Genomic DNA, 14,114 nt, shown 5'->3' with positions numbered 1-14,114 from the left:
AACATGACAACATTAACGGAAAAATTAATCGAGCAAACAGAACAATATGGTGCAAACAATTATAATCCACTTCCAATCGTCATTTCGAAGGCAGAAGGAGTTTGGGTGGAAGATCCTGAAGGCAACAAATATATGGATATGCTTAGTGCCTATTCAGCAGTGAACCAAGGCCACAGGCATCCGAAAATCATCGACGAATTAAAAAAACAAGCTGATCGCGTAACATTAACGTCCCGTGCATTCCATAGTGATAAATTAGGACCATGGTATGAAATGGTTTCGCGCATTACGCAAAAAGACATGGCACTGCCTATGAATACAGGTGCTGAAGCTGTTGAAACTGCAATCAAAGCTGTTAGACGCTGGGGTTATGATGTTAAGGGAATCGCAGAAAACCAAGCTGAAATCATTGCATGTATCGGGAATTTCCATGGCCGGACGATGGCAGCAGTGTCCTTGTCATCCGATGATGAATATAGAAGGGGCTTTGGACCGATGCTGCCAGGAATCAAGCTTATCCCTTACGGCGACCTTGATGCATTGAAAGAAGCGATTACACCGCAAACGGCTGGATTTTTAATCGAACCGATTCAAGGTGAAGCGGGAATCATCATACCGCCACAAGGATTCTTGAAAGAAGCTTACGACTTATGTAAAGAAAATAATGTCCTATTCGTTTCTGATGAAATTCAGTCAGGACTTGGACGTTCAGGAAAAATGTTCGCCTCTGACTGGGATGGAGTAGTTCCGGATATGTACATTTTAGGTAAAGCGCTGGGCGGCGGGGTTTTCCCAATCTCTTGCGTAGCTGCAAACCGTGAAATCCTTGGCGTATTCAATCCTGGTTCCCATGGTTCTACATTCGGCGGCAATCCATTGGCATGTGCGGTTTCCATCGCTTCATTGGAAGTTCTTGAAGAAGAGAAGCTTGCTGAACGTTCATTGGAGCTTGGACAATACTTTATGGATAGTTTAAAAGAAATCAAGAATCCAATGATTAAAGATATCCGCGGCAGAGGCTTATTCATCGGAGTCGAATTAACGGAAGCAGCAAGACCTTATTGTGAGCAGCTTAAAGAAGAAAAATTGCTTTGTAAAGAAACACATGATACAGTTATCCGTTTTGCTCCGCCATTAGTGATTACAAAAGAAGACTTGGATTGGGCAATCGAACGCATTAAAAAAGTTTTATCCTAATATACCTATGAGGTGAATTCCATTGAGTACAACAGTCAAAGAAGAAAAAGAAACTGTCAGTTTGCTAGATTCAACACAGGTCGTAATCAAGGAGGCGCTGGATAAGCTTGGCTATTCTGAAGAAGTGTTCGAGCTTTTGAAGGAACCTCTTCGGATGCTGACCGTCCGGATTCCAATCAAGATGGATGACAATTCGACGAAGATTTTCACTGGATACCGTGCACAGCATAACGATGCTGTAGGTCCGACGAAAGGCGGAATCCGTTTTCATCCTGAAGTCGATGAAGAAGAAGTCAAGGCACTTTCAATGTGGATGAGTTTGAAATGCGGAATCGTGAATCTGCCATATGGCGGAGGAAAAGGCGGCATCATCTGTGATCCGCGCCAAATGTCCATCGGTGAATTGGAAAGGCTTAGCCGTGGATACGTTCGGGCAATCAGCCAAATAGTGGGGCCGACTAAAGATATTCCGGCCCCGGATGTTTATACGAATTCACAAATCATGGCATGGATGATGGACGAATACAGTAGAATAAGAGAACACGATTCGCCTGGTTTCATTACAGGCAAGCCACTGGTACTGGGCGGTTCACACGGTAGGGAAAAGGCGACGGCACAAGGTGTCACCATCTGTATCGAGGAAGCGGCAAAGCGTAAGGGCATAGAATTGAAAGGTGCACGCATCATCGTCCAAGGGTTTGGGAATGCAGGAAGCTTTTTGGCCAAATTCATGCATGATGCTGGTGCGAAAGTGATTGGCATATCGGACGCATATGGTGCCATCTATAAACCTGAGGGTCTGGATATCGATTACTTACTTGATAAAAGGGATAGCTTTGGGACGGTAACGACACTATTCGATAATACAATCACCAACCAGGAGCTTCTGGAACAAGATTGTGATATTTTAGTGCCTGCTGCCATTTCCAATCAAATCACCAAAGAAAATGCACATCTTATCAAAGCCCAAATTGTTGTGGAAGCAGCTAATGGACCTACCACTTTGGAGGCAACCAAGATCTTGACGGAACGCAATGTGCTTCTCGTACCTGATGTATTGGCAAGCTCAGGCGGTGTGACAGTTTCTTACTTTGAATGGGTTCAAAATAATCAAGGTTATTATTGGGAAGATGCAGAAGTCCAAACCAAATTAAAAGAGTTATTGGTCAATTCATTTAATCAAGTATATGAAATGTCCGAGACAAGAAAAGTGGATATGAGGCTGGCAGCGTATATGGTGGGTGTCAGAAAAATGGCAGAAGCCTCGATATTCCGTGGCTGGGTATAAGCTAGCCAAATAATGGAGAGTGGAGGAGTGATTCCGTGTTAAAACCGATTCATACCATCGAGTGTGCTCAGGATGGGACCGTCGAACAAGTTTACGTTCAAAAGAATTCCTATGTTTATGAATGGGAGAGGCTCTTTTTAGTGAAAACGGAGGATGGGAAATTGATTGATGTTTCAATAGGTGCCAGTGGTCACATTACTGAAATTAATGTTTCGGCAGGGGATCCTATAAATAGAAAGCTTCCTTTAGCTTTGCTCCAAGACGATTTTGTTATAACTGGCTCTGATTGATTATAGGAAAGAGGGTGTTCCAAAGGCGGAAGTGATTTCTGCTTTGGGATGCTCTTTTTTTGTTGTGATCATTTATATGGTGATGACAAAGCCAGGAAAAAGTTTGAAAAGAAAAAACGCCCTGTTTCATGGTAAAATATCAGAATGATTGGACAATGCACCAAGCAGTTACAAACCAGGAAGCTACAAGGTGAATGACCGATCTGCGGGGATTGTCACGGTTTGAATATGTAAAGTTGAGAGGAGGCTGGAAGGGTGAATATGAATGTGGATATATTCAGGAGATTATCCGATTTTGATAATGTTTTGGTCGTAGATGATAAAGGGATTATCATTTTTTATGATATGGCAGATTTAAATGTCCTTATAGAGCTTGGGATAAGGCCGGAAGAATTCATGGGGAAGAGTGTCACTTCCTTTTATAAAAATATCACGAACGAAAATAGTACGCTGATGAATGTGTTAAGGACGGGAAAACCGTTATGTAATATAAAACAAGAGATGATCACCAAAACGGGAGAGGTCATCGAAACGATCAATTCCACATTTCCGATAGCCGAAAACGGTAAAATAATTGGAGCCGTAGAATTCTCTAAGCGTTTCTTTTCCAAGGATGCCATCCAATATTTGGACAAATATTCGAGCCATAAAATCTTCAGGAGAAATAATACCGTTTATACGGTCGATGATATTATTACGGTTAACCCTAAAATGGAAAGCATTAAAGATAAACTTGGAAGAATTGCGCTAACGACCTCAAATGTTTTGATCGTTGGGGAAACGGGCACAGGGAAAGAACTTATCGCTCAGGCGATCCATAATTTAAGCGATCGATTTGGAAAGCCCTTCATTTCACTTAACTGCAGTGCGGTCCCTGCTAGTTTATGGGAAAGCACTTTGTTTGGTACGAATAAGGGGAGCTTCACCGGATCGGAAGACATGCCGGGTCTATTCGAACAGGCGGAAGGCGGAACTTTATTTCTGGATGAAATCAATTCACTGGATATGAATCTTCAGGTGAAGCTTCTGAAGGCGATTGAAGAGAAAACGATCAGGAGACTGGGCGGGAAGAAAAATATCCGCTTGGACATCAGGGTGATTTCAGCAACCAATGAGGTACCGGATATTTTACTGGCGGAGAAACGGTTGCGGGAAGATTTATTCTATAGAATCGGTGTCGTACAGATTGACTTGCCAAACTTGATGGATAGAAAAGAGGATATAGAAGTCCTTGTTGATCATTATCTGAATTTTTACAACAATACGATGAATATATATATCGACGGTCTTCAGGATGAAGTGCTGGAGTGTTTCAAAAGATATCCATGGCCAGGGAATATCAGGGAATTGAAAAATGCGGTTGAGACGGCATATAATCATGTCCAGTCCAGTAGAATCACCCTTGATGATATTCCTAGAAGAATAAGAGATTATACTGAAGCTCCAATGGCTAATAACAACAGTCTTAATGTGGATTCCTTAAAAGATGCGGTTCAGCAATATGAAAAAGAGATCATTGTGAGTCAGTTGAAAAATACGAATGGGAAAATGGCGGAATCTGCCAGACAGCTTGGTATCTCCAAACAATTATTGAAATATAAAATGGAAAAACATAAATTGCGGTAAAAATTCTTTTACGCTAGAGGTAAAAATTTCACCACTTTTTATTGGATTTGGATAATCAAAGGGTCACGATTCTAGACGCTAAATAGAATCGTGACCCTTTTTTGCCTTGTGTGCAGGGGAATATGCCAGTGATGTTAAAAATAATTAAAATATTGTTAAGATTGGCACGGCATTTGCTTATATAAGTGATAGGCGTATTAAAAGCTGGTTTCATTAAGTGATAAAAAATAGAGGTGAATGGATGAATACAAACAAGATAGTACGTGACAGCCTTATTTTTGGTTTTGCTTTATTTGCCGTATTTTTTGGGGCTGGCAACCTGATTTTTCCTCCGTCGATCGGACTTGCGTCAGGGTCGGATTGGCTTCCGGCTCTAGCGGGCTTCATTCTTACGGGAATTGTACTCCCTATACTGGGAGTTGTGGCGGTCTTGAATTCAAAAGGGAAATTTGAAGAACTGACAAGGCCGATCAGCACTTGGTTTTATAAGGTATTCAATCTGGTTGTCATGATCGGGATTGCGATGCTCGTCACTGTACCCAGGACGGCCGCTACGACCCATGAAATGGGGGTCCATACATTATTCCCGAATGTCCCTTCTTTCGTGACGATGGTCGTTTTCTTTGGATTGAATTTTTATTTTGCCAGCGATCGATCCAATCTCATTGATAAAGTCGGACAAGTGCTAACGCCTGCTCTGTTCGCCATTCTTCTTTTTATCGTCATCAAAGGCACTATCGATCCACTGGGGGCGCCTGTAAATACGGAAATTCAAAATCCGTTTGGCCACTCGTTTTTTAGTGCTTATCAGACGGGTGATGTGTTCACCGGCCTTCTTTGTGCATCGGTTTTCATTGGCTCGATTGCAGCAAAAGGATATGCGGAACCTTCCAAAATGAAGCAAGTGGTCATGAATGGAACCATAGTGGCTGGTTTGGGATTGCTCATCATATACGGAGGGCTTCTATATATCGGTGCTACAGGAAGCGGATTATTCCCTTATGAAATGGAGAGTGCGCAGCTGGTGACGAGCCTGGTTTATAAACTGCTTGGGGATTACGGCACCATTGCATTGGCTATAGCGGTTTCATTAGCATGCCTTACCACCTCAATTGGAATAACCGCTTCAATTGCAGATTTCCTTAGCGGGTTGACGAAACAAAAAGTGAGTTACCGCAATTGGGTAATCGTCGTTTGTGCCATTGGAGTGTTGATGGGGCTAATGGGTGTCGAAAAGATCATCGACTATTCCGTACCGTTATTCATGGGAATTTACCCTGTTTCGATAGTGATTGTCTTACTTGGCGTTTTCCGCAGGTACATACCAAACGCGGGTGCCTATAAGGGGTCGGTCCTGGCCACTTTCATCATCAGTTTATGCGAAACATTGGAAAGCGTCGGTATCCATATGGGATTCATGAATGATTTCATTTCCATCATCCCATTCAGTTCATATGGTTTTGCATGGCTGATTCCAGCCGTACTGGGATTCGTCGTGGGAACGTTCATTCACGGAAAACAGGCTCAGGGAACTCCTTCAAGCCCCATGACTGGTGAAAACCATTTATCTTAATTGTTGGGAAACGGCATAAGGTTTAAATATGGAAGGATGAAGGGAAGTTTCCACGTTCATCATGTTGGATTTTACTTATTAAGGAGAGGGAAAGTATGATTGAAAATAAACGAAATATGAATTTTATTTATATAAATGGGAAAATATTTACATCGAATCCAAAACAACCTTATGCGACTGCCATGGTTGTTCGTAATGGGCGCATCGAGTGGGTAGGAGAACAGTCAGAGACAGACGGAATGAATGGGGAACAGATTGATCTTCAAGGGCGGCGGGTGCTTCCCGGATTAATAGATTCACATCTTCATCCGCTATTTTTAGCGAAGGCGGCCAAGCAAATTCCATGTATGCCACCTGTCGTTGAATCGATTGAGGATTTGATCAAGGCCGTTCGTGAACAGTGTGAATCCCAAAAATCAGGGGATTGGATTGAAAGCTGGGGATATGATGAAGGGAAATTGACGGAAGGACGGTCCCCTTCACGCTACGATCTGGATAGGGCGACGACGGAAGTACCTGTGGTAATAACCCGGACCTGCGGCCATATAATTGTCGTGAACAGCAAGGCATTGGAATTGGCGGGAATTACAAAGGACACGCTAAATCCAGCAGGGGGAGAGATTGACAGGGATTCAGAAGGGGAGCCGACCGGAATATTACGGGAAAATGCAAAAGAACTGGTCAATAAAGTGATGCCGGTTCAAACATTCGAAGAAGAAACAGATACTCTCGCCGAATTGAGTCCTAAATTATTAGCACATGGGATTACTGCAATCACTGAACTCCTGGCAAGGACCAAGCCGATCGATTACTTGGATTTGTATAGGGCTGCGAGCGAAAAGGGTTTAAAGCAACGTACTGTTTTATACTATATTTGGGAAGATATGAAGAATGATATGATCCTGGATAAGGGTAAAACAAACAGAGAAAACCAGAATCATATCGGTGGGGTTAAGTTATTCTCGGATGGCAGCGTGTCGGGGCAAACCGCGTGGGTCGACCCTCCATTTTTAGGCGAAGAAAAGAACCAGGGCATTCAGATGACCTCAGAGGCGGAGTTGTTAAGTGCAGCTGAGGCAGCCAGGGAAAACAATATACAATTGGTCATACATGCAATGGGGGAGCAAGCGATCGATATGATCGTGAATACCTTTTACGGAAAAACGGGATGGATCGCTGATGGTCCATCAATAAGAATCGAACATGCAGCCATGCCTAAAAAGCAAGCACTTCAGCGAGCAGCAGAAACGGGTATCGCTTTTGTTCCTCAACCAATCTTCTTATATGCCGAAATCGAAAGCTATCTTAATAATCTAGGTGCAGAACGCACAAGGCAAACGTACCCCATCCAATCCATGTTAAAGGCAGGCATAAAGCTGGCATTCTCTTCCGATGCACCAGCAACAGCATGGGTTGATCCGGTCAATCCGTTCGTCGGAATCAAGGCAGCCGTCACGCGAATTGCCTATGATGGTACGGACACCGGTCAGGATCAGCGTGTGGATGTACCTACCGCTATTACACTCTACACGCGGGCAGTTCAGGAGATAACGAGAATCCCGGATGTCGGGCAGCTCACTCCCGGCTATCATGCAGACTTCATTGTGCTTGACCAGGATATTTTGGCGATAAGACCGGAGGAAATCGATAGGATTACAGTGGAAGAAACCTATATGGGCGGTTCTTTGGTTTATCAAAAAGAAAAGACGATAAATAAATAGAGGAAATAGGGGCGAAAAGGGAGCGGATTTCCTTTTCGTCCCTTTCGTTTCTTAGAACGGTGTTCAATGGTAGTAAAATTTTTTTTACGCTAGAGGGTGAAAAAATTTACACTTCCATGGTGTATAAGGGGAAAAGGGGTTGCTGTAATCCTATTTTTCAAGAGCGGGAAGGGTAATCCGGAAATTGGCACATAACTTGCTGATTACTAGATAGAGAGATTCTTATAGTTCATATTTGAGGAGGAAATGGTCATGCATAGTTTGAAATTATATCCGGAAATAAAAAGTGTAAGGGAAGATGTGATTGCTTGGCGACGTCATCTTCACCAGCATCCGGAATTATCTTATCAAGAGGAGAAGACATCGCAATTCGTATACGAAACCCTGTTGTCATTTGGAAACCTGGAAGTTACACGTCCGACAAAATATAGTGTGATGGCCTGCTTGATTGGCTCCCAACCTGGGAAAACATTGGGCATCCGTGCAGATATGGATGCGTTGCCGATTGAGGAAGAGAATTCTTTCGATTTTAAATCTCGAACACCAGGTGTCATGCATGCTTGCGGTCATGATGGACATACGGCGATGCTTCTTGGTACGGCGAAAATCCTTTCCGGAATGAAAGATAGCCTGAAAGGTGAAGTCCGCTTCTTTTTTCAGCATGCCGAAGAGTATTTTCCTGGGGGAGCGCAGGAAATGGTCGATGCAGGCGTTATGGAAGGTGTGGATATCGTGATTGGTGCCCACCTCATGTCCACCTTTGAAGTCGGGAAAGTTGGCATCGTATATGGACCGATGATGGCTGCGCCGGATGGTTTCTTTCTGACCGTTAATGGTAAGGGGGGCCATGGTTCTGCACCTCATGAAACAATTGACAGCATCGCGATCGGGGCCCAGGTCGTTACGAATCTTCAATATATCGTTTCCCGCAATACAGATCCGCTCGACAACTTGGTTCTCTCAATTGGAAAGTTCGTTGGAGGGGAAGCGGCCAATGTCATTGCAAACTCCGTAGAGATTAGCGGGACGGTTCGTAGTTTTGATTTGAAATTCCGTGAATCCATGCCAATTCTTATGGAAAGGGTCATCAAAGGCATTACGGAAGCACATGGTGCCTCGTATGAATTTAACTATTTAACTGGATATCGACCAGTCATAAATGACAATGAAGTCACCAAACTCATGGAAGAAACAGTCCGTGAAGTTTATGGAGAAAAGGCTGTCGACCATCAAAAACCGACGATGGGAGCTGAGGACTTTTCGGCTTTCCAACAAAAGGCACCTAGCAATTATTTCTTGATAGGAGCTGGGAATAAGGAAAAGGGAATAACCTATCCCCACCATCATCCGCGTTTTACTTTTGACGAAGATGCCATGGAATACGGTGTTAATATTTTTATCCATGCTGTTCGTAAGATTTTAGGATAGAATCCAAGGAGCAAATCACTGGAGAACATTAGAAATCCTTGCCGGGAAGGAAAAAAGAACTAGAAAGTACATTATCCAAGATCTATGAAAGCACCTTCGCGGACCGTACACTTAATTGGGTATGGTTACGCGAAGGTTTTTTCAAATGGAAGGAATTAAATGGTTTATGGCACTGAATGATTGATGGCATATTGTCATATTCGCTTTCATAAACTGTTACAAGCCAATAGCCAAGGCGAGAAAGGAGTTGATCATGGTTGCTCGAAACCGATTCAACAGCTTTTCTTTATCTGTGTGTGCTTTCTAGGAAATTAAGCCCACAGCTAGAAATATTATGTTAAAATACAACATGGGATTTAAACATCAAAAAAATAGTGGTTTTTCTTAATTCGACCAGATTTTACAATTAAATGGTGAATATTCAGAATTCCGCTGTTTAAAAAAGGGGAGTTAAATAGGAGTATGAGAATCTCAGAATTAAAAAGGAACGCCCTTCAGTCGTTGGGAGGTAAATGGGGAGTAACTGTATCGCTGATGTTGCTTCTGTTCTTGATCAACATCATTTTACCTTTAATTGTCGAAGTGATAGGAAGCGGTGGGTTTTCACAATGGCTCATGCAGGAAGAAACACCGATATGGTCTGATATCTTCAGTCTCGTCTTTTCCATTGCCTTAATCCCGCTTACCATTTCAACCACTTGGTTCTATCTGAATTTGGTTAGGGAAGGAAACCCTGATATTCCAGAAGTATTTGCTATCTATAAAGAAGGCAAAACCTCTTTCAAGCTTATTGGGGCATCCATCTTACAAGGTATTTTCATTTTTTTATGGTCATTATTATTAATCATTCCGGGTATCATCAAAGGCATCGCCTATTCGCAGGTGTTTTTCTTATTGAAGGATCATCCTGAATACACGGTGCTTGAAAGCATTACAGAAAGCAGAAAAAGGATGAAGGGCTTGAAATGGAAGTATTTCCTTATGCACCTAAGCTTCATCGGATGGGGCATTCTTAGCATGTTAACGCTGGGAATTGGTTTACTATGGTTGATTCCTTATGCAGGAACAACAATGGCTGCATTTTATAATGAATTAATTGTGCCACAAGATGACGATCAACAATTAGAGGTATAAAAGATCAACCGATAGCAACTGGCTATCGGTTTTTTTATTCCCGATTCCCCTTAAAAAGGTTAAATTGTTCATTTTGCCTGGTGTATAATAGAATATTGAGAATGCCATTTAGGGGGATTACATAGTGAGTGGGTATAATATTGCGGATATGGTATACCAATTGTTTTGCCTTGTATTTCTAATCCTGATCATCGTGGGAACCGTATCCCTTTTCCGTTCAATCAAGCACCGTAAAACCAGATTGGATATAATGGAAAAGAAGATGGATGATTTGCATGAACTGATTAAAAGGGGCAAAAATTGACGGCTACAGTGCAGCCGTTCAGACTGTAGACAAACTCGAAGAAAAGCGAGTCTGCCTGCAGTTTTTTTTCTTTTAAAAATTCCAGCTTGATTTCAGAAATCCGCTACCTTTCCGCCTGCCACAGCCTCCTCACCGCAAGAGGCTGTGGGGTCTCGGCCAGCCCAGTTATTCGGCAGGAGTGTCACAAATTCACTTAAATCCAGTGAGGGCTTAACTAACCTGACGGCTGCATTGAGCAGCCGTTTTTTTATGCAGTGGATTCATTCCGAATCAAACTCGGGTATTATAAAAATAATTTATACTGAAATAACTTAGTGGAAGGACTTTCACCGAATTTGAAAATGAGGATCGGATTTTAAGCTTCAATTGAGAGACATAAAAAAATAGAAAAAGAAAGGGAATTGTAAAAAAATAAGCAGTTTTACATAGGGTTGTTGGGATTGTGGGGCAAATTTCATGTAAGGCTGCTGGTATGGAAGATGCATGGTTTATTGCGGGATTTTACCCTATAATGGAATAGATGTGTATTTAAGGATATGGTGAAAAAGTCTATCAGGAATGCTCGACCCTTTAACAAATCGACTGAGATGGTAAGCTGAACATTCGATCCTTTTGTTAGGTAACTTTTAAGAAGTGGGAGGAGTCGGTATCATGAAAGAAGTTATTGCAGTAAAAGAAATTACTAGGTTTAAAACACGGACGGAGGAATTTAGTCCGTACGCTTGGTGTAAACGGATGTTAGAAAATGACCCGGTGAGTTATCACGAAGGAACGGATACGTGGAATGTTTTTAAATATGAAGATGTGAAGCGGGTTCTCAGTGATTATAAGCATTTTTCAAGTGTGCGTAAACGAACTACCATATCGGTTGGAACGGATAGTGAGGAAGGTTCTGTGCCTGATAAAATCAAAATTACTGAGGCGGATCCACCTGAGCATAGAAAACGCCGTTCACTGCTGGCCGCAGCATTCACACCTAGAAGTCTTCAAAACTGGGAACCTCGCATTCAGGAAATTACGGATGAGTTGATTGGACAAATGGATGAGGAAACGGAAATCGATATTGTGCAATCATTGGCGAGTCCGCTTCCGATCATTGTCATGTCGGATTTGATGGGCGTTCCCTCGAAAGATCGTTTATTGTTTAAGAAATGGGTGGATACCTTATTTCTTCCTTTTGATAGAGAAAAACAAGAAGAAGTAGATAAATTGAAGCAAGTGGCCGCAAAAGAATACTATCAGTATTTGTATCCGATTGTTGTGCAAAAACGATTGAACCCGGCGGATGATATCATCTCAGATCTATTGAAGTCAGAAGTGGATGGGGAAATGTTTACGGATGATGAGGTTGTCCGGACGACCATGCTGATTTTAGGGGCAGGGGTCGAGACAACTAGTCATTTACTGGCCAATAGCTTTTATTCCCTGCTATATGATGACAAGGAAGTTTATCAAGAGTTACATGAAAACCTGGATTTAGTTCCACAGGCGGTCGAAGAAATGCTCCGATTCCGATTCAATCTTATTAAATTAGATCGTACCGTAAAGGAAGATAACGATCTATTGGGAGTGGAATTGAAAGAAGGGGATAACGTGGTTGTTTGGATGAGTGCAGCTAATATGGATGAAGAGATGTTTGAAGACCCCTTCACCCTTAATATTCACCGCCCTAATAATAAGAAGCATCTCACCTTCGGAAATGGCCCGCATTTCTGCCTGGGAGCGCCGCTAGCCAGGCTGGAAGCGAAGATTGCACTAACTGCCTTCCTGAAGAAATTCAAGCATATTGAAGCGGTGCCATCGTTCCAGTTAGAAGAGAATCTTACCGATTCAGCGACCGGGCAAACTTTGACATCACTACCGCTTAAGGCAAGCCGCATTTAAAAAACGAAAAACCTTGTGCCCTAACCTGCATAAGGTTTTTTTCTTTTTGCATGTTGAATGGCACCCGTTAAATCGAGTTGATGTTCCTGTAGTCGTCGGGAAATCTTATAGTAACCTGAAGTTGAGGTGACAATGACGAATGGAGTAGTATGATAAAGTAGTAAATTTTGTGCCCAGGCAAATTCCTGAATTCGGTTGGCGGGCGATTACACTCACCATGCAATGAAGAAGATATGATAAAATGGAAATTTCCATATGAATCGGTTTTAAATAAGTGAAAGGATGTTATTATGAAATTAAAGCAGCAATTAACCATTGCCTTTTTAATAAGTGTACTTTCTTTAATCGGGTTCAGTTTCATGGCATTTACCATAAGTGCAAATGAATACCTGAAATTTGATGAAGATGTGATTTCCTTGGTGCAGGGATGGGAGTCTCCACTTCTCACGGACATCATGAAGTTCTTTACCTACATAGGTTCAACCGTTTCCCTGATCATCCTTTCCTTGATCATTTTGTTTTTCTTATATAGGGTTTTGAAGCATCGTTTGGAACTGGTCTTATTCACTGCAGTCATGGTTGGTTCACCTCTTCTCAATTTGATGGTTAAGCTATTGTTTCAACGCGCCCGGCCCGATTTACATCGACTCATCGAAATTGGGGGGTACAGTTTCCCTAGTGGACATGCCATGAATGCATTTTCCTTATACGGTATTCTTACATTTTTGCTATGGCGTCACATTACGGCTAGGTGGGCAAGGATTCTATTGATTCTGATCAGCATGATCATGATTCTCTCGATAGGTATTAGCCGTATATACTTGGGGGTCCATTATCCTAGTGATATCATTGCCGGATATTTGGCGGGTGGTTGTTGGATCGCAATTGCCATTTGGTTTTTTCAAAGGTATCAAGACCGCCGGAAGAACAAAGGTCGTTAATAAAGGGAGCAAGATTATTGCAAGATAAGCAGCCGGCGGGTAACAAGTCAGCTGCTGATTCAAGAAAGTTAGGAGCGTATTAAATGGAAAACTGGATTACGGAATTCATGAACGATTTTGGGTATATAGGAATCTTTCTATTAATAGCATTGGAAAATATTTTCCCGCCGATCCCGTCAGAGGTCATTCTTACATTTGGCGGCTACATGACAACAAAAGCGGATATGACGATTATTGGCGTCGTGATTGCTGCGACTATAGGGTCAGTGGCAGGGGCAGTCGTCCTTTATGGAATTGGTTTACTTCTTGATGTTAAGGTCATTGAAAGGTTCGTGGAAAGATGGGGCCATATTCTTCGGTTAACGGTATCGGACGTCCATAAGGCGAATTCATGGTTTGACAAGTACGGGGCATGGACCGTGTTTTTCTGCAGGCTAGTTCCGTTGATCAGAAGCTTGATTTCAATTCCTGCAGGTATGTCCCATATGAGCTTTTGGCTCTTTCTGCTTTACACAACATCCGGAACATTAATTTGGAACATCATCTTAGTCAATATCGGGGCAGCTGTTGGGTCTTCCTGGGAAGATATAGTAGGATATATGGACATTTATTCAAACATCGTTTATGCGATATTGGCTTTGTTATTGATTACTTTCGTTGTTTTGATTTTGAGAAGGAACAAAGGCAAAGTATAATTTCAGTTTAGTTGATTGGGCCGTTATAATCGG

General features: G+C 42.3%; 12 protein-coding genes. All 12 read left to right on the top strand.

Translation table 11 applies throughout. The annotated features are described in order from the left end of the window. Positions 1 to 3 precede the first annotated feature (3 nt). The 12 genes from ACYP5M_RS11205 (at position 4) to ACYP5M_RS11150 (ending at position 14,081) form a co-directional block, all read left to right on the top strand. A complete protein-coding gene (locus tag ACYP5M_RS11205; RefSeq protein ID WP_034309472.1) occupies positions 4 to 1,197 on the top strand; it encodes an ornithine--oxo-acid transaminase in 1,194 nt (397 codons plus the stop codon). Positions 1,198 to 1,219: 22 nt separating this feature from the next. Beyond that, the gene (locus ACYP5M_RS11200) at positions 1,220 to 2,485 is read left to right on the top strand and encodes a Glu/Leu/Phe/Val family dehydrogenase (protein ID WP_434167630.1); all 1,266 of its coding nucleotides are present in this window, start codon (positions 1,220 to 1,222) and stop codon (positions 2,483 to 2,485) included. Positions 2,486 to 2,520: 35 nt separating this feature from the next. Next, complete coding sequence (locus ACYP5M_RS11195; RefSeq protein ID WP_076364404.1) at positions 2,521 to 2,775, top strand: biotin/lipoyl attachment domain-containing protein; 255 nt, start codon at positions 2,521 to 2,523, stop codon at positions 2,773 to 2,775. A gap of 261 nt (positions 2,776 to 3,036) precedes the next feature. Continuing rightward, positions 3,037 to 4,401, top strand: a complete 1,365-nt coding sequence (locus tag ACYP5M_RS11190; RefSeq protein WP_434169712.1) for a sigma-54 interaction domain-containing protein — start codon at positions 3,037 to 3,039, stop codon at positions 4,399 to 4,401. 241 nt (positions 4,402 to 4,642) lie between these two features. After that, on the top strand, positions 4,643 to 5,974 hold the full coding sequence (gene brnQ / locus ACYP5M_RS11185; protein WP_434167629.1) for a branched-chain amino acid transport system II carrier protein: 1,332 nt from the start codon (positions 4,643 to 4,645) through the stop codon (positions 5,972 to 5,974). 95 nt (positions 5,975 to 6,069) lie between these two features. Beyond that, the gene (locus ACYP5M_RS11180; RefSeq protein WP_459735047.1) at positions 6,070 to 7,695 is read left to right on the top strand and encodes an amidohydrolase; all 1,626 of its coding nucleotides are present in this window, start codon (positions 6,070 to 6,072) and stop codon (positions 7,693 to 7,695) included. A gap of 252 nt (positions 7,696 to 7,947) precedes the next feature. Then, positions 7,948 to 9,123 (top strand): M20 family metallopeptidase, encoded by a 1,176-nt coding sequence (locus ACYP5M_RS11175; RefSeq protein ID WP_434167627.1) that lies wholly within the window; start codon positions 7,948 to 7,950, stop codon positions 9,121 to 9,123. Between the two features lie 462 nt (positions 9,124 to 9,585). Further along, complete coding sequence (locus ACYP5M_RS11170; RefSeq protein ID WP_434167626.1) at positions 9,586 to 10,257, top strand: DUF975 family protein; 672 nt, start codon at positions 9,586 to 9,588, stop codon at positions 10,255 to 10,257. 124 nt (positions 10,258 to 10,381) lie between these two features. Then, on the top strand, positions 10,382 to 10,561 hold the full coding sequence (locus ACYP5M_RS11165) for a DUF4083 domain-containing protein (RefSeq protein ID WP_230176665.1): 180 nt from the start codon (positions 10,382 to 10,384) through the stop codon (positions 10,559 to 10,561). Between the two features lie 648 nt (positions 10,562 to 11,209). Beyond that, positions 11,210 to 12,445 (top strand): cytochrome P450, encoded by a 1,236-nt coding sequence (locus ACYP5M_RS11160; RefSeq protein WP_427572403.1) that lies wholly within the window; start codon positions 11,210 to 11,212, stop codon positions 12,443 to 12,445. 290 nt (positions 12,446 to 12,735) lie between these two features. Further along, the gene (locus tag ACYP5M_RS11155; RefSeq protein ID WP_434167625.1) at positions 12,736 to 13,386 is read left to right on the top strand and encodes a phosphatase PAP2 family protein; all 651 of its coding nucleotides are present in this window, start codon (positions 12,736 to 12,738) and stop codon (positions 13,384 to 13,386) included. Between the two features lie 83 nt (positions 13,387 to 13,469). After that, positions 13,470 to 14,081 (top strand): DedA family protein, encoded by a 612-nt coding sequence (locus tag ACYP5M_RS11150; protein WP_101223084.1) that lies wholly within the window; start codon positions 13,470 to 13,472, stop codon positions 14,079 to 14,081. Positions 14,082 to 14,114: the final 33 nt, after the last annotated feature.

The sequence above is a fragment of the Peribacillus sp. N1 genome (genome assembly GCF_054600815.1).
Note: the sequence above shows the minus strand (reverse complement) of the source record. Positions and strands in the feature narration are given on the sequence as shown.

Coding starts and splice junctions, on each gene's coding strand:
- ACYP5M_RS11180 (WP_459735047.1), top strand. CDS start 6,070: ATGATTGAAAATAAACGAAATATGAATTTTATTTATATAAATGGGAAA.
- ACYP5M_RS11175 (WP_434167627.1), top strand. CDS start 7,948: ATGCATAGTTTGAAATTATATCCGGAAATAAAAAGTGTAAGGGAAGAT.
- ACYP5M_RS11155 (WP_434167625.1), top strand. CDS start 12,736: ATGAAATTAAAGCAGCAATTAACCATTGCCTTTTTAATAAGTGTACTT.
- brnQ (WP_434167629.1), top strand. CDS start 4,643: ATGAATACAAACAAGATAGTACGTGACAGCCTTATTTTTGGTTTTGCT.
- ACYP5M_RS11190 (WP_434169712.1), top strand. CDS start 3,037: ATGAATGTGGATATATTCAGGAGATTATCCGATTTTGATAATGTTTTG.
- ACYP5M_RS11170 (WP_434167626.1), top strand. CDS start 9,586: ATGAGAATCTCAGAATTAAAAAGGAACGCCCTTCAGTCGTTGGGAGGT.
- ACYP5M_RS11150 (WP_101223084.1), top strand. CDS start 13,470: ATGGAAAACTGGATTACGGAATTCATGAACGATTTTGGGTATATAGGA.
- ACYP5M_RS11205 (WP_034309472.1), top strand. CDS start 4: ATGACAACATTAACGGAAAAATTAATCGAGCAAACAGAACAATATGGT.